This is a genomic window from Shigella sp. FJ200513 (genome assembly GCF_040495915.1).
Taxonomy (GTDB): Bacteria; Pseudomonadota; Gammaproteobacteria; order Enterobacterales; family Enterobacteriaceae; genus ECMA0423.
On sequence record NZ_JBDYCV010000093.1, the window covers coordinates 1 to 14,409 of the forward strand.

The 14,409-nt window shown below is 48.4% G+C and carries 18 protein-coding genes, 1 tRNA gene and 6 pseudogenes; 5 read left to right on the top strand and 20 right to left on the bottom strand.

Annotated elements, in window-relative coordinates; genetic code table 11:
* Positions 1-76: 76 nt before the first annotated feature.
* Positions 77-184, bottom strand: a pseudogene (locus ABZJ92_RS16720) (curli major subunit CsgA); the annotation flags it as partial.
* A gap of 40 nt (positions 185-224) precedes the next feature.
* The gene (gene csgB / locus ABZJ92_RS16725; protein ID WP_005047380.1) at positions 225-680 is read right to left on the bottom strand and encodes a curli minor subunit CsgB; all 456 of its coding nucleotides are present in this window, start codon (positions 678-680) and stop codon (positions 225-227) included.
* 753 nt (positions 681-1,433) lie between these two features.
* Between csgB and csgD the strand changes: the two genes are divergently transcribed.
* From csgD to ABZJ92_RS16745, 4 genes and pseudogenes are all read left to right on the top strand, one after another.
* On the top strand, positions 1,434-2,084 hold the full coding sequence (gene csgD, locus ABZJ92_RS16730; protein ID WP_000481500.1) for a biofilm master transcriptional regulator CsgD: 651 nt from the start codon (positions 1,434-1,436) through the stop codon (positions 2,082-2,084).
* Between the two features lie 4 nt (positions 2,085-2,088).
* On the top strand, positions 2,089-2,478 hold the full coding sequence (gene csgE / locus ABZJ92_RS16735; protein ID WP_000833291.1) for a curli production assembly/transport protein CsgE: 390 nt from the start codon (positions 2,089-2,091) through the stop codon (positions 2,476-2,478).
* Positions 2,479-2,502: 24 nt separating this feature from the next.
* The gene (csgF, locus tag ABZJ92_RS16740) at positions 2,503-2,919 is read left to right on the top strand and encodes a curli production assembly/transport protein CsgF (RefSeq protein WP_001264088.1); all 417 of its coding nucleotides are present in this window, start codon (positions 2,503-2,505) and stop codon (positions 2,917-2,919) included.
* A gap of 26 nt (positions 2,920-2,945) precedes the next feature.
* Positions 2,946-3,721 (top strand): annotated as a pseudogene (locus tag ABZJ92_RS16745) (CsgG/HfaB family protein).
* A gap of 63 nt (positions 3,722-3,784) precedes the next feature.
* On the opposite strand, the gene ABZJ92_RS16750 reads toward ABZJ92_RS16745, so the two are convergent.
* From ABZJ92_RS16750 to ghrA, 4 genes and pseudogenes are all read right to left on the bottom strand, one after another.
* Entirely contained in the window at positions 3,785-4,276 is a 492-nt protein-coding gene (locus ABZJ92_RS16750; protein ID WP_001297187.1) for a DUF1097 domain-containing protein, read from the bottom strand.
* Between the two features lie 101 nt (positions 4,277-4,377).
* On the bottom strand, positions 4,378-4,932 hold the full coding sequence (gene ycdY / locus ABZJ92_RS16755) for a molecular chaperone YcdY (protein WP_001001915.1): 555 nt from the start codon (positions 4,930-4,932) through the stop codon (positions 4,378-4,380).
* A 23-nt stretch (positions 4,933-4,955) separates the two neighbouring features.
* Positions 4,956-5,693 (bottom strand): zinc-binding phosphatase, encoded by a 738-nt coding sequence (gene ycdX, locus ABZJ92_RS16760; protein ID WP_000283673.1) that lies wholly within the window; start codon positions 5,691-5,693, stop codon positions 4,956-4,958.
* Positions 5,694-5,747: 54 nt separating this feature from the next.
* Positions 5,748-6,686: pseudogene (gene ghrA, locus ABZJ92_RS16765) on the bottom strand (glyoxylate/hydroxypyruvate reductase GhrA).
* Between the two features lie 234 nt (positions 6,687-6,920).
* Here ghrA and ABZJ92_RS16770 point away from each other — a divergent pair.
* Positions 6,921-7,008 (top strand) — tRNA-Ser (locus tag ABZJ92_RS16770).
* A 149-nt stretch (positions 7,009-7,157) separates the two neighbouring features.
* Here the strand turns inward: ABZJ92_RS16770 and ABZJ92_RS16775 are convergent.
* From ABZJ92_RS16775 to ABZJ92_RS16840, 14 genes and pseudogenes are all read right to left on the bottom strand, one after another.
* A pseudogene (locus ABZJ92_RS16775) lies at positions 7,158-7,439 on the bottom strand (DUF4942 domain-containing protein); the annotation flags it as partial.
* A 281-nt stretch (positions 7,440-7,720) separates the two neighbouring features.
* A complete protein-coding gene (locus tag ABZJ92_RS16780) occupies positions 7,721-8,725 on the bottom strand; it encodes an IS110-like element ISSfl8 family transposase (RefSeq protein WP_001179707.1) in 1,005 nt (334 codons plus the stop codon).
* 71 nt (positions 8,726-8,796) lie between these two features.
* A pseudogene (locus ABZJ92_RS16785) lies at positions 8,797-9,357 on the bottom strand (DUF4942 domain-containing protein); the annotation flags it as partial.
* An 84-nt stretch (positions 9,358-9,441) separates the two neighbouring features.
* A complete protein-coding gene (locus tag ABZJ92_RS16790) occupies positions 9,442-9,639 on the bottom strand; it encodes a DUF957 domain-containing protein (protein WP_000839282.1) in 198 nt (65 codons plus the stop codon).
* Between the two features lie 11 nt (positions 9,640-9,650).
* Positions 9,651-10,142 (bottom strand): DUF5983 family protein, encoded by a 492-nt coding sequence (locus ABZJ92_RS16795; protein ID WP_000976828.1) that lies wholly within the window; start codon positions 10,140-10,142, stop codon positions 9,651-9,653.
* Positions 10,139-10,513, bottom strand: a complete 375-nt coding sequence (locus tag ABZJ92_RS16800; protein WP_000854917.1) for a TA system toxin CbtA family protein — start codon at positions 10,511-10,513, stop codon at positions 10,139-10,141. The genes ABZJ92_RS16795 and ABZJ92_RS16800 overlap by 4 nt, the downstream gene beginning before the upstream one ends.
* A 46-nt stretch (positions 10,514-10,559) precedes the next feature.
* Positions 10,560-10,934, bottom strand: a complete 375-nt coding sequence (locus ABZJ92_RS16805) for a type IV toxin-antitoxin system YeeU family antitoxin (protein WP_001280958.1) — start codon at positions 10,932-10,934, stop codon at positions 10,560-10,562.
* A gap of 162 nt (positions 10,935-11,096) precedes the next feature.
* Entirely contained in the window at positions 11,097-11,318 is a 222-nt protein-coding gene (locus ABZJ92_RS16810; protein ID WP_001220314.1) for a DUF987 domain-containing protein, read from the bottom strand.
* A 62-nt stretch (positions 11,319-11,380) separates the two neighbouring features.
* On the bottom strand, positions 11,381-11,857 hold the full coding sequence (locus ABZJ92_RS16815) for a JAB domain-containing protein (RefSeq protein ID WP_005011624.1): 477 nt from the start codon (positions 11,855-11,857) through the stop codon (positions 11,381-11,383).
* Between the two features lie 15 nt (positions 11,858-11,872).
* Complete coding sequence (locus ABZJ92_RS16820) at positions 11,873-12,346, bottom strand: antirestriction protein (RefSeq protein WP_005011597.1); 474 nt, start codon at positions 12,344-12,346, stop codon at positions 11,873-11,875.
* Between the two features lie 341 nt (positions 12,347-12,687).
* Positions 12,688-13,509, bottom strand: a complete 822-nt coding sequence (locus ABZJ92_RS16825) for a DUF932 domain-containing protein (RefSeq protein ID WP_001234584.1) — start codon at positions 13,507-13,509, stop codon at positions 12,688-12,690.
* Between the two features lie 99 nt (positions 13,510-13,608).
* On the bottom strand, positions 13,609-13,782 hold the full coding sequence (locus ABZJ92_RS16830; protein WP_000088744.1) for a DUF905 family protein: 174 nt from the start codon (positions 13,780-13,782) through the stop codon (positions 13,609-13,611).
* Positions 13,783-13,901: 119 nt separating this feature from the next.
* A pseudogene (locus ABZJ92_RS16835) lies at positions 13,902-14,324 on the bottom strand (hypothetical protein); the annotation flags it as partial.
* A gap of 23 nt (positions 14,325-14,347) precedes the next feature.
* A partial coding sequence (locus ABZJ92_RS16840; protein ID WP_071528444.1) for an IS1 family transposase occupies positions 14,348-14,409 on the bottom strand: 62 nt, incomplete at its 5' end.

Genomic DNA, 14,409 nt, shown 5'->3' on the forward strand with positions numbered 1-14,409 from the left:
TTTCTGCTCATTATTAGCTCCTTCTGATGCCATTCTATTTCAGGAAGGAGTGTCCGTTAAACTCAGGCTACCTCATACCGCCACCACCGTGGTTACCGCCGCCGCCGTACTGAGGAACAACACCTGCCAGAGCGCTACCGGAGAATACGATTGCTGCAATTGCTGCTACTTTTAAAAGTTTCATGTAAAACCCCCATCGGATTGATTTAAAAGTCGAATGGTAATTAACGTTGTGTCACGCGAATTGCCATTTGCGACTGTCTCTGCACTACAACTGCCGTTTTTTGAGTACCATACTGTGTAATATTTGCTTTATTACCAGAACCTTTCTGGATAATCATCGCAGTATTACCATAAGCACCTTGCGAAATACTGGCATCGTTGGCACTGCCCGCCTGATCAATATATGCAAGGTTATAATCTCCTGTCTGGTCAATCTTTGCCCGATTGCTACTACCTTCTTGCGCAACAACCGCCAAAAGTTTTGAGCCTCCCTGCCGTAACTGAGCACTATTATTAGTCCCAGCCTGACCAATTATGGCTGCCTGATTAAATGAAGACTTACTCAATTCATTTACCGCGAAGTTATATTCTGAATTAGCTAAATCATAACCTGCTGCGGCTGCAATCCCAGGCGCACCCAGTATTGTTAACATCATAAATAACAATTTGTTTTTCATGTTGTCACCCTGGACCTGGTCGTACATTTAAGAAATTAAATCATTTCAACTTGGTTGTTAACGCAACCTGTATTTTGTTAACGCTGCGTTACGATGGAAAGTATGTCTGCGGAAATATTTTTAATAACTCACCCGCGCGTTGTATTTTTCTTTTTTTGTTCATACCAAAGTATTAAAACCCGCGTAAATACGCTGTTATCTACGCAAAAAATATTTTGTTTTCTCTTAAATCTCCGTTTTCCGCTATCAAAAATCACCAGACAGTCATTCTTCTTGCCCGTCGCTGATTGCTGCGATATGTCTTGCGCACAAGCCGTGACAAACCTCGTCTTTTTGCAGTAAAAAAATTGTCCACGGAGGTGTGGAGAAAAAACAAAAACGTTTTACATGACGAAAGGACTACACCGAAATATTTTTTATATGTATTATTAGTAAGTTAGCACCATTTGTATGATTTTTTAAAATTGTGCAATAAAAACCAAATGTACAACTTTTCTATCATTTCTAAACTTAATAAAACCTTAATGTTAACATTTTAATATAATGAGTTACATTTTGTTACATGTTTAACACTTGATTTAAGATTTGTAATGGCTAGATTGAAATCAGATGTAATCCATTAGTTTTATATTTTACCCATTTAGGGCTGATTTATTACTACACACAGCAGTGCAACATCTGTCAGTACTTCTGGTGCTTCTATTTTAGAGGCAGCTGTCAGGTGTGCGATCAATAAAAAAGTGGGGTTTCATCATGTTTAATGAAGTCCATAGTATTCATGGTCATACATTATTGTTGATCACTAAACCTTCTTTGCAGGCGACAGCTCTCTTGCAGCACCTTAAACAATCGCTAGCAATTACAGGAAAATTACATAATATTCAACGTTCTCTGGACGATATCTCTTCAGGCTCTATTATTCTTCTGGATATGATGGAAGCGGATAAAAAGCTTATCCATTATTGGCAGGATACTTTGAGCAGGAAAAACAACAATATCAAAATATTGTTGCTAAATACGCCTGAAGATTACCCGTACCGCGACATTGAAAACTGGCCTCATATCAACGGCGTTTTTTATGCCATGGAGGATCAAGAACGTGTTGTCAATGGGTTGCAAGGCGTCCTGCGTGGCGAATGCTACTTTACGCAAAAGCTTGCCAGTTACCTGATTACACATTCTGGTAACTATCGTTATAACAGCACGGAATCAGCCCTCCTTACTCATCGGGAAAAAGAGATCCTGAATAAGCTGCGTATCGGCGCGTCTAATAACGAGATCGCTCGTTCGTTGTTCATCAGCGAAAATACGGTTAAAACGCATCTTTATAATCTTTTCAAGAAGATAGCCGTAAAAAACCGGACACAAGCGGTTTCCTGGGCAAACGATAACCTCAGGCGATAAAGCCATGAAACGTTATTTACGCTGGATTGTGGCGGCAGAATTTCTGTTCGCCGCAGGGAATCTTCACGCCGTTGAGGTAGAAGTCCCGGGATTGTTAACTGACCATACTGTTTCATCTATTGGCCATGATTTTTACCGAGCCTTTAGTGATAAATGGGAAAGTGACTATACGGGTAACTTAACGATTAATGAAAGGCCCAGTGCACGATGGGGAAGCTGGATCACAATAACGGTCAATCAGGATGTTATTTTCCAGACTTTTTTATTCCCGTTGAAAAGAGACTCCGAGAAAACTGTCGTCTTTGCACTGATTCAAACTGAAGAAGCACTAAATCGTCGCCAGATAAATCAGGCGTTATTAAGTACGGACGATTTGGCGCATGATGAATTCTAAATAAAAAATTGTTCGGAGGCTGCAATGCGTGTCAAACATGCAGTAGTTCTACTCATGCTTATTTCGCCATTAAGTTGGGCTGGAACCATGACTTTCCAGTTCCGTAATCCAAACTTTGGTGGTAACCCAAATAATGGCGCTTTTTTATTAAATAGCGCTCAGGCCCAAAACTCTTATAAAGATCCGAGCTATAACGATGACTTTGGTATTGAAACACCCTCAGCGTTAGATAACTTTACTCAGGCCATCCAGTCACAAATTTTAGGTGGGCTACTGTCGAATATTAATACCGGTAAACCGGGCCGCATGGTGACCAACGATTATATTGTTGATATTGCTAACCGCGATGGTCAATTGCAGTTGAACGTGACAGATCGTAAAACCGGACAAACCTCGACCATCCAGGTTTCGGGTTTACAAAATAACTCAACCGATTTTTAAGCCCCAGCTTCATAAGGAAAATAATCATGCAGCGCTTATTTCTTTTGGTTGCCGTCATGTTACTGAGCGGATGCTTAACCGCCCCGCCTAAAGAAGCCGCCAGACCGACATTAATGCCTCGTGCTCAGAGCTACAAAGATTTGACCCATCTGCCAGCGCCGACGGGTAAGATCTTTGTTTCGGTATACAACATTCAGGACGAAACCGGGCAATTTAAACCCTACCCGGCAAGTAACTTCTCCACTGCTGTTCCGCAAAGCGCCAGGGCTTACAAAACCTGCTTAACGAGCGCAAGGTTATTCGTGCGGCACAAGAAAACGGCACGGTTGCCATTAATAACCGAATCCCGCTGCAATCTTTAACGGCGGCAAATATTATGGTTGAAGGTTCGATTATCGGTTATGAAAGCAACGTTAAATCGGGCGGTGTTGGGGCAAGATATTTTGGGATCGGTGCAGACACGCAATACCAGCTCGATCAGATTGCCGTGAACCTGCGTGTCGTCAATGTGAGTACCGGTGAGATCCTCTCCTCGGTGAACACCAGTAAGACGATACTTTCCTATGAAGTTCAGGCCGGGGTTTTCCGCTTTATTGACTACCAGCGCTTGCTGGAAGGGGAAGTGGGTTACACCTCAAACGAACCCGTTATGCTGTGTCTGATGTCGGCTATCGAAACAGGGGTCATTTTCCTGATTAATGATGGTATCGACCGTGGTCTGTGGGATTTGTAAAATAAAGCAGAACGGCAGAATGACATTCTGGTGAAATACCGCCATATGTCGGTTCCACCGGAATCCTGACAGATAAAAATGCCGGAATTAATAATCCGGCATTTACTGTTTAAGCGAAAGCGTGAGTGCCCCTCACGCTTTATTTTTGATTTCCTGCTCACGGTGAGCCGTCTTTGCACTACGCGCCGCCAGCCACAGGCCGCTGTTTTTCATTGCGTAACCAAATACCAGCCCAAGCGCCAGCGAAGGTAACACCAGTTTCCAGTCACCCTGCCCGGCAAACGTCGCGCATGCGCCTATAAACGTCCCCGGAACAAATGAAAGCAGCAGCTGTTTGGCCTGAATACACATCAGAAACGCGACAATACCGGTTATGACATAACCGAGAATTTCCAGATGTGGTGCCAGTGCACTACCGTAAATAATGACCATCGCCCACACCACGCCACTAAGCAGGGTTGCAGCGGAGATCGCCAGCCCTTTCAGCCCACCTTGCGGGCAAGCAAAGTAGGCCGTACAGCCCAGGAAGCCCGCCCAGCTTAGTAAGCCCAGGGAAACAGCCACCCATCCCCAGATACCGGAGAGAATGCCTGTTGTGATTGCAATAGAGAGAAGTATGTTCATGCCGCGCATGATAGCAGAAAACGCGGCCATGAATGAGATCGAGCACACATTTTATGCAACAACAAATTATCTGTTGCAGTTATGAGTGACGATGATCACATTTACTCTTCAGAATCTTCTTCCAGCTCGTCCCACATTGCACTAATGGCATCACGGGTTAGCGGTGCCATGGTGCGCCAGAAAGGCGTGGTTGCATGGGCCTCCACTTTGCCGAGGAACGCACCACACCAGGGTAACAGATACTCACTGAACAGTGTTTCCAGTGCTTCGCTCTCATCTTCCGTTGACTGATCTTCCAGCCAGGAAGCCGCAAGCAGCAATGTGCCGATGTGATCGGCTGGCGTATCCGCCAGTAGCATCCCTCGTTCGGAAAGAAAAGCGCGCACTTCCGCTTCCGTTGCGTCCTCAACCCATGCGCTACGATATGGCGGCACGGCACATTCATCGCCGATAAACAACGCATTGTAATCGGCAGAGACTTGCGTCATATCACAGCTTTTCTGTAAACGCGTCAGTAACTCATCCTGCTCCAGTGGCCAGTTCGCAGCCAGTTTCCCCTCACGAATCAGAGTAAACAGCGGCACCAGTAAAGGATCTTGCGGTTGGCGGTAATAGAGCGAACCCAGCACACGACAGAGGATAGAAAACTCGTTCATTAATATATTTCCATTACTAGTAATTAAAGGTCTGCAAATTCCGCAATCGGTGCCATACCGCGAGATTCAAGGAAGTTCAGTAAGCGGCGCGGAGAAACATTCAAAATGCGCTCTAGCGGAAAATCTACCGCGTCGAGGATTTTAAGACACTCTTCAAATTCCCCCATGGTAAACGCGGTGTGAGAATCCGAGCCTAATGCCACCCAACCTCCAGCATCACGTACCGCTGCAGCTACCGCACGACAGTTGTCTTCACTGCCCTTACGTGAGTGTAAAAATGAGGAATTATTGATTTCCAGCGCCACCTGATGTTTCGCGGCTGCTTCAGCAACGGCTTTAACATCTATTTCATATTTCGGATTTCCGGGATGGCTTATTATATGCACATTGCCGCTGGCGATAGTGGAGATCATCGCTTGTGTATTGGTCGCTTTGTCATGTGGCGCAAAAACCGGCTCATGAAAACCGGCAATAATCAGATCCAGCGAGTCAAACATTTTACCGCTGCAGTCAATTTCACCATCAACATTTTTAATGTTAGCTTCAATGCCGCGCAGGATCCCTACCCCATCAACCACTCGCGGCCAGATACGCATGTTAATGAAGTGCCAGTGATGCGGCGCATCTTCCATATCCGGGCCATGATCGGTGATCGCAAAAAGTTTAATGCCCTTTTGTTTGGCCTGGGCAATGTAATCACTCAATGTGCTATATGCATGTGTGCTGGCAACGGTATGCATATGAAGGTCGACGGGATACATAACTCTCTCCTGTATTCAATTCCCGCCAAGGATAGCAGGAATCCTGATGCTTTATTAGTAGCCACGTGCGCGGTCGACTTGCCCGCAGACCCTCTCCCCTTTTTCGAGCTGGGCAATAGTGCGAGAAATGTACTCCACAGCTTCAGCGGGACGGGTAATCGCGGCGACATGTGGTGTTATCGTCACGCGTGGATGTTGCCAGAGCGGACTTTCAGGCGGTAAGGGTTCACGATTAAAAACATCCAGCATTGCGCCTTTAACTTTCCCGCTATCCAGCGCCGCGAGCAGGTCATCTTCCACAACATGAACACCACGCGCCAGGTTGAGGAGATACGCGCCATCAGGTAATTTTTCGAGTAATTGTTGATTAATAATGCCGACGGTTTCAGGGGTATTCGGTAACAAATTAATCAATACCCGACATTGGCTCAGAAATGCAGACAGTTCTTCCCGTCCGGCAAAGCTTTGCACGCCAGGCCACGATTTACGGGTTCGACTCCAGCAACGCAGCGGAAAGCGCTAGGTTTGCAGACTCTGAGCAACTTTACAGCCCAGTACGCCTGCGCCCAAAATGCCGATGGTAAAATCTTCCCGATGATATTCAGGCAGCGGTTGCCAATGCGAACTATTTTGCTGGATGCGATAATCGTCAAAACGTCGAAACCAATGCAGCACCTGACTGACAGCATATTCCTGCATTTGCTCGCCCATACCGGTATCTTCCAGGCGAAAAAGTGGAACAGAAGGGTTCAGCATTTCAGGGTGTGCCTGTAGCTTGCTCAAAATAGAATCAACACCGGCCCCGAGTGCGAACACCGCTTTAAGATCGCGCCCTGCCAGCATTTCAACAGGAGGATGCCAGACTAAAACATAATCAGCAGAGTCATTATCTCCGCTTTTCCATGCCCTGACTCTTGCCTGAGGAATAGCTTTGCGCAGTGCCTCAATCCACCATTGGGTATCGAACGTTGGGTGATAAAAGATGATATCCATACTGACTCCCGAAAAGCGTTGTGCGAAATTTATTCGCACTTATCGTTATGATCTACAAAGGCCACCAGCATAACAAATCCGTGGTCGGTGGCAAAAAAAGCAGATTTCGCTTATTAAAACCACACATTGATTGAATGTTTGAATAAACGCGCGATTTTTTCAAAAAGTTTGTTGACCTCAGGTCATGATTTCCCTAAATTAGCGCCCGTTCCAGCAAGACAGGAACGACAATTTGGTGAGGTGTCCGAGTGGCTGAAGGAGCACGCCTGGAAAGTGTGTATACGGCAACGTATCGGGGGTTCGAATCCCCCCCTCACCGCCAGATTATAAGTGCATGTTATTGTTTAACATGCGCTTTTTTATTTTTCCTTCCAGACAGTATGCCATCGGGTATGCCATCTGAAACCGGTTTATATGCCCCGCGATCATATCTTATCGGACAATTTCCGATCTTTGAGCATACTGGCAAAGCTATACTGCCAGCATATCAGGATAGTGTTTTGCGATAATATCATTCAGTCTGTCAACCAGTTCTGGTTTTCTGAACGTGATATGCGCGGAGCCCTTCTTAAAGTATCTGATGCTGAACATCTCATCTTCATAGCTCTCTTTACCCTGAACAGACTGAATGTGATCATCCAGACGAAGGGTGATGTTTCCCCGGTTGTCGGGGATTGGTTTACCGCTGAACAGGTGCAACATTCTTTCCAGATCGGCGAGTCGGTCAGCCTGTTGTCCGGTGATAAGATGAAATCTATGGTCACCCCCGTTTTTGCAACACTGATTTTTGATTAATGGTTGGCTTGCTTAAATCTATCCGGCGTCTCTGTGGGCAAGGATGCCCGCGCCCCGATGAGTTCCGCACCTGATAATCCTAAAAATCCCCTCGGCTTCAGTGAGCCATTTCATCTGTTAGGTTTTTAATCAGGTCGATTTGCCGTTCATGTCATCAATAATCAGTCTTCGCAAAACCAGAAAGGTAACTTGTATCTTATTGTTTAAAATAAACTAATTGAGTTATATCAGCATCTATATCAGGCCTGATATTCTTTTTTCTGAGTAGTGATTGCCCAGGCAATTCGAGCCAGTTTATTTGCCAGAGCGCAGGTAACCACATTCGAATGCTTCTTGTTGAGTTGCTCCCGAACCCACTCAGCAAGTTTTCCATGCTTGCGTTCAAGTCGCATTATGAATGAGCGGGCACACTGAACCAGTAACCGGCGTAAATTTTTATCACCTCGCTTACTGATACCCAACAGAGTCGATTTTCCTCCAGTGCTATACTGCCGGGGAACAAGTCCTGTGGAAGCTGCAAAATCCCTGCTGCATGAGAACTGTTTCCCGTCACCAAGTTGCGACGATAGTAAGCTGGCAGTAATCGGACCAACACCAGGAATTGTCATAATGCGCTGAGCGGTATCATCAGCGTTGATTGACTGACTTAATTCTGATTCCAGCTCTGCTATTTGCTCAACAAGGTAAAAGTAGTGGGTATGCAACCTCACCAAAAGGCGGCTCAGATATTCGGGGATTTCGTGTTCAGCCAACACGAGAGACAACCGTTTTATTACAGCATCACCTATCGGCAGGCTGATTCCAAATTCCAGCAAGAAACCGTGGATCTGGTTGGTTGTTTTCACCTTATCTCTGATGAGCGATTCTCTGACCCGGTGTAACGCCCTCATGGCCTGCTGGGTCTCAGTTCTTGGCTGGACAAAACGCATTGATGGTCGTGAAGCCGCTTCGCATATGGCTTCTGCATCAACAAAATCATTCTTATTACTTTTGACAAACGGGCGAACGAACTGTGGAGAAATCAGCTTAGTTTCATGCCCAAAATCAGAGATACAGCGAGCCATAAAGTGTGCACCCGCACAGGCTTCCATTACAACAACTGAGGGCGGACATGTCGCCAGAAACTGCATCAGTTTAGTACGGGTAAATTTTTTACGCAGAAGAGCCTTACCAGACTTGTCTTGACAATGAATGTGGAAGGAGTGCTTTCCGAGATCGATACCAATAAGTGTGATGTTCTGCATGATGGTCTCTCCGTTAAAGGGATTTACCTTAACAGCGTACTGCTGTTAAGGTGGGGGTGACCATATCATTATCCCCACCGGTCCCATCTCACCAGATTGTTGACGATAATTTTACTGCCAAATTTACAGGGGCAATTGGTTTTGTAATTCCAGTTCAGCCCTCTGAAGACGTTGATCACCCCTCGCTCAAACACCTCATCCTTATTCTGGTGCAGTTGTTCAAATGTGCTCAGAATGTTCGCTTCGCTGATTTCCGGAAAATTATCGTACTCCAGTGACCGGTACCATGTATCACGGGCCTGCGTATCCATTAATGACAGCATCCCGGAACGTTGCATCAGGTCACGCCAGATTTCGCGATCAAGATTCCGGGTAATGGCTTTCATTGCTGTTTCGGGTTTCTCCATCAGCCAGCAGCCGCAGCGAAAATCCTGTTTCATGGCCCAGTCCGGGGCAGTTTTACCTCCGATGCTTTCCGTCAGCACCGAGATTTCAGCCAGTTGTCGGATAAGTGTGTCGATTTGCAACAGTGTACTCTTTCGTACAGCCAGAATGTGGCGAATGCTGGTTGAGCAGATAACGTCCGTATGCCCGTTGACCACTTCCGGACGGGAGATTGTGATATCTGACATAATCGATATTCCTTTTTGCAGATAAATGAAAACGCCAGCCCTGTGCAGGCTGGCGTCAGAGGAATGAAGTCTGGTGAGTGAGCTTCACCGGTTCTGGTGCAGAAGCTGCAGATGACGCAGGGTACGGACATCCTCCCGGGCCTGTTCGATACAGGGCAACAGTGCTGCTGAATCCGTTTTATCCTCATCGTTGTCAAAGATAATTCCCGATCCGCAGTCGATATTGTCCTGCAGCCACGCAATCAGAATATCCAGCGCTGTTTCCGTGGTTAATGATTTCATGTTGTTCCTGGTTACCAGTCGAAAGTGGGTAAACCCGGCAGGCATTCAGCGCTGGCATCCAGATGAATGAGACTGACGCCATAACGCCGGATGAGTGTGACGACCAGACGACGGAACGTTTTTGACAGCCCCAGGCGTTTAAGCCGCAGAACCGGGTATGACCACGCATCGGTACGTAACAGATATCCGCTACCTGTAAAATGAATCCATTCTGATTCACCGAAGTCACTGGTCTGGTGTGACAGCGAGTACAACCAGGCGTTGTCCGTTTCCGTGATATGTGCGGTACTGCAGCGTATGCCGGTAAGGGTAGCAAATGGTGGCGTGCATTCTGCTGAGGTCTGGTCAGATTCATCAACAACACGAAGGGAGTAGCCGTTATCGCAGACCATGTTAATCAGTTCAGCGAGCTCAATACCATCGACGTCAACGACAATGCGCCCTATGTTCAGTGCCTGTACGTTAACGCTGTCGGCTTCCAGTGTCAGGGCCAGTTTCATCATTTCGCCTCCGGATACTTACCCAGGGTAATGTTATTTACCGTTCTGTAATTGTCGCGGGTCATCAGGCCGGTCGCCCGGCGAGCCCGGAGGATATCAATACTGTTTATTAACTGAGAGCGGGGACAGGTGCTGAATCCCGGCTGGTCGGTACGCACCAGCGCGTATTTTTCCACGAGAAAATTAACTGCATCACACAGTGAAATGCCTGCCTCAATATGCTGCTCAATCACACGTTCATCGACAAACGGTGTGTCATTCAGTGTGAGGCCATAATGCTGGTCCAGCAGTCGGATGAGCAGTGTCTGCCAGATGGTGACGGGAGACGGGCAGCGAGATACCTCCCGTACATGTGTGTCGGATAATGTTTTCATCTTAAGTTCTCTGTAACTGGTAGTGCTAAAGGTGAGAGCTTCGGGGTTATGAGGTGGTTGCGGGTGCTGGTGTCGGATAAACAGCCAGATAAACGTAACCACAGGAGCCGAGGGTGTCGGCTTCGCAGGTCAGCCCTTTTGCATACAGCGTGACGGTATGCTGATATCGGGGATTCAGTTCACCGCTGGTGAGCATGAGTTCCAGTTGTTTCATCAGCAGCGGAAAGGCCTGGTCCAGATGGTATGCATCTGCGTCGCTGAAGCGGCCTCTGATACCGGCGCGGTCGGCAAGGTAATACAGGCGGTTACCCTCTTGCACCAGACGAGCGCCAAAACAGGGCCTCACTGTGCAGGGAAGCCCCCACCAGGGGCGGTCGTGATTGTCATCGGGATGAGTTATCCCGGAGAGTTTGTCTGACACGATAAAATCCTCTCTGAAAAGTGGTTAAGAATGGTTTAACGATGACAGGTCAGCCGGCGCGCTGACCGGTTTCGGTGAAGATGTATGCATTGATGAGAATGGCCTCATCCACAGCGGCGTCTGAGGTCATCTGGTCGTACTCGTTTCCCGGGTGACGGAACATCAGTTCAGGGTGACACTCATCAGCCGGACATACGGGCCAAAACTGTCCTTACGGCGTTCTGCAAACACGGCAAGAACGCCGGGAATATCCTGCACTTCACGACCAGTATACGCTTCAGCACTGCCGTGCCAGCGATACTTACCGGTACAGAACGGAAAAAGACGGGATGCAGGATGCTGTTGGTGAATACGCATGGCTTCACCACGGGTGATGATTCTCATGATGTGATACCTCTGAAGACAGAAGATAAAAGTGAAAACAGGTGTGATGTGGTTGTGACGGGTTAAAGCAGACCATGTTCGGCAAAGGAGAAAACCTGGTTGCCACCGACTATCAGATGGTCCGGCACCCGGATATCCACCAGGCCCAGTGCCTGTACCAGACGTTCGGTGATAAGCCGGTCTGCCTTACTGGGTGTGACTTCACCGGACGGGTGATTGTGCGCCAGCACCACGGCAGCGGCATTGTGGTACAGGGCGCGTTTAATCACTTCCCGGGGATGAACTTCCGTACGGTTGATGGTGCCGGTGAAGAGGGTTTCACCGGCAATCAGCTGATTCTGGTTGTTCAGATACAGCACCCGGAACTCTTCCCGCTCCAGTCCCGCCATGTTCAGAATCAGCCATTCCCGTGCCGCACGGGTGGAGGTGAAGGCCACGCCGGGTTCATGAAGATGGCGGTCCAGGGTTTGCAGGGCCCGCAGAATGAGACTGCGCTCGCCGGGCGTCATGTTTCCGGGCAGAAAGGAAAGCTGCTGCATTGTCCCTGCCTCCATTCAGTCGATGATGCGCATAATGGCGCTGCATTCCGGATGCTGCAGGGCGTAATCCCGCAGCCGGTAATAATGGACCGTCATGGCATAACACTCCGTACGACAGGCATGATGACTGTACGTCATCAGACAGGCAGCAATGCCGGCGGCTTCCGGGCTCATTTCAGCGCGGTTACCGTTCATGGCATTGAACAGTACCCATGTTTCGTCATCATCGTCATCCGGTTCGGGTGCCATAAATGCCCCGCCGTTGTTCAGGGTGTACAGATTCCAGATACCACCGCAGTAGTCTTCACACAGACGGTCCATCCAGCCGAAGACACGGGGTTCCAGGGTGACCCACTGTGGAATGAGGCCAAAATGCTGCGGCCAGAAGCTGATGCGCTGTTCATCAGGGACGGGAGTGGCAACCAGTTGTTGCAGGCCAGTCTCCGGTGCACAGGCCGAAGCGGTGGTGTTCTGAGACAATGTTTTCATGTATGAAATCCTTGTAATGTGAATAAATGAGAGGGAGTAAAGGTCGGGAGCTGGCAACATCACGTTCATCACTGACCGTGATGACCCGGTAATATCAGGGATGAATGATATTCGGCTGAAATTCCGGACAGCCGTACGCGTAACCGTTCCGGTCACAGACGGATGGCCAGATGCCATTGCCTGTATACTCAGTCTGCACAGACTGATTTCTCCGGGACGGTAAAGCAGACGGGTACACCAGGCGCACAGGTCATCATCAGAAATGGAACGACACCCCGGCAGCGCCTCCGGGGCGTCGGGTGATTCTGGTGCCTGAATCACGCCTTCAGGGACATGCTGCCTCAGCGCAGGCTCTCCAGCAGCGTTTCTGCCATTACCCACAATGCGCGGTTGAGCTTAATATCGGTGTCGATGTTGTGAATGGCACGGGTGTGGATACGTTTTCCTTTTGCACTGCGGCCGGAAATCCCGCCTTTCAGCATATTCTCCTGGATGGTCTGATATGCGCTCCACAGGTCTTTACCGTAATCCTCCCTGCGTCGTGGTGTCAGAATGTCAGCGGTGGTGACTGGCTGATGTTCGTCACCATAACGGTAAGTCAGTGCCGCCTGTGCCAGCGCCTGGCGTGCCGGTGGCGGCAGGACCAGCGACTGCATGGCATCACGCTTCTCCTCTATCCGGTCAAACACGCCCACCACCTCGTAAGCCCCTTCAATAACTTTCTCCACCACATTTCCCCGGTGTGGAACACGCAATTCTCCCAGAGACTGACCGCAGACCAGTCCATTGGTACAAATGGCACGAAAATATCCGGGTAACATCTGGTAGCTGGATGAACCGTCATGAGAGTTGAGCAGAATAATTTCAGGGACATGCTGACCGGTTATCTGTCCGGCCCGCCGCAGACGCAGCATGTGTTTTGTGTATTCCCGGCGACCCGGGTCACGCACACGTGTCTGGCAGGCGAAGAATGGCTGAAAGCCTTCCCGCTGCAGGCTTTCCAGTACGGTGATGGTGGGAGTGTACGCATAGCGTTTACTGCGGGAAGTATGCCGGTCTTCACCGAAAATACTGGGAACATAGTGCATCAGTTCTTCGTGTGTCAGCGGACGGTCACGGCGTATCTGGTTTGCAGCATAACCAAAACGACTGGCTAGTCGCATAATTTGCTCCTTATCGGTGGTTAAGATTTACTGGTGTAATAAATGAAAAAGCCACGTCTCCCGGAGAAGACGCGGCCTGATGGACGAAATTAATGAGGTTTATTGTCTGAGAAGACCGTCACTGGCGAACCTTCCGGCGTCAGTCTCTGCGTTGCGGATAACCCGACGGAAATGAGTTCCCTGGTCATCGTCGATAAACACATTGCGGTAAGCTGTTGTGATGACAACAGCCTGCTCGCGTGAGAAAGGGACTTCGGGCAATAAACGTGACATACAACCAGACCTGTATTTGGTTCCCTGAAAATATAAGTCCCTGTCATCATGGCAGAGCCGTATTTACTTTTGATATCAATAAATTAATAACGCGAAGATGAACCGCATAACTTACGCCTTTAATTTGTTTTGTTTACGTAGTCCCTGACCAGGTACGCGAATTCGTGAACGCCAGTTTCACCAAACCAAATCAGGTAACCAGGGTCGATGTTGTAATAGTAACCAACGACTTTATGCGTTTTTGGGTTATAGAGTGTTACGATATAGTCCCAGCCGCAGGCGTGGGCTTTACAACCGCCACCTTCTACCCAGGTCGTTCCGTTAATGTTTACAGGATACGCACCACCATCAGGACCATCCATATAGCCGTCTTCCCCAAACATTCCGTTTAACCCAACAGGGTTTAATGCTTTGTCGATAGCAGCTCTGTAGGTAGCGTCACCTTCGTATAACTCGTACGTTGTTGGACATGCACCAGGCTGGTCAGCCCGGGCTTTTGAGTCGCATTTAAGTGTCTGATTTACAGTGGCGGCGTTTGTGTCAGGACTTAGGTAATGACTCCAACTTATTGATAGTGTTTTATGTTCAGATAATGCCCGATGACTTTGTCATGCAGCTCCACCGATT

Coding starts and splice junctions, on each gene's coding strand:
- ycdY (WP_001001915.1), bottom strand. CDS start 4,932: ATGAACGAGTTTTCTATCCTCTGTCGTGTGCTGGGTTCGCTCTATTAC.
- csgD (WP_000481500.1), top strand. CDS start 1,434: ATGTTTAATGAAGTCCATAGTATTCATGGTCATACATTATTGTTGATC.
- csgF (WP_001264088.1), top strand. CDS start 2,503: ATGCGTGTCAAACATGCAGTAGTTCTACTCATGCTTATTTCGCCATTA.
- ABZJ92_RS16815 (WP_005011624.1), bottom strand. CDS start 11,857: ATGCAGCAGCTTTCCTTTCTGCCCGGAAACATGACGCCCGGCGAGCGC.
- ABZJ92_RS16825 (WP_001234584.1), bottom strand. CDS start 13,509: ATGCGACTAGCCAGTCGTTTTGGTTATGCTGCAAACCAGATACGCCGT.
- ABZJ92_RS16830 (WP_000088744.1), bottom strand. CDS start 13,782: ATGTCACGTTTATTGCCCGAAGTCCCTTTCTCACGCGAGCAGGCTGTT.
- ABZJ92_RS16820 (WP_005011597.1), bottom strand. CDS start 12,346: ATGAAAACATTGTCTCAGAACACCACCGCTTCGGCCTGTGCACCGGAG.
- ABZJ92_RS16795 (WP_000976828.1), bottom strand. CDS start 10,142: ATGATGAAACTGGCCCTGACACTGGAAGCCGACAGCGTTAACGTACAG.
- ABZJ92_RS16800 (WP_000854917.1), bottom strand. CDS start 10,513: ATGAAAACATTATCCGACACACATGTACGGGAGGTATCTCGCTGCCCG.
- ABZJ92_RS16780 (WP_001179707.1), bottom strand. CDS start 8,725: ATGCAGAACATCACACTTATTGGTATCGATCTCGGAAAGCACTCCTTC.
- ABZJ92_RS16750 (WP_001297187.1), bottom strand. CDS start 4,276: ATGAACATACTTCTCTCTATTGCAATCACAACAGGCATTCTCTCCGGT.
- ABZJ92_RS16810 (WP_001220314.1), bottom strand. CDS start 11,318: ATGAGAATCATCACCCGTGGTGAAGCCATGCGTATTCACCAACAGCAT.
- ycdX (WP_000283673.1), bottom strand. CDS start 5,693: ATGTATCCCGTCGACCTTCATATGCATACCGTTGCCAGCACACATGCA.
- ABZJ92_RS16790 (WP_000839282.1), bottom strand. CDS start 9,639: ATGAAATCATTAACCACGGAAACAGCGCTGGATATTCTGATTGCGTGG.
- csgE (WP_000833291.1), top strand. CDS start 2,089: ATGAAACGTTATTTACGCTGGATTGTGGCGGCAGAATTTCTGTTCGCC.
- csgB (WP_005047380.1), bottom strand. CDS start 680: ATGAAAAACAAATTGTTATTTATGATGTTAACAATACTGGGTGCGCCT.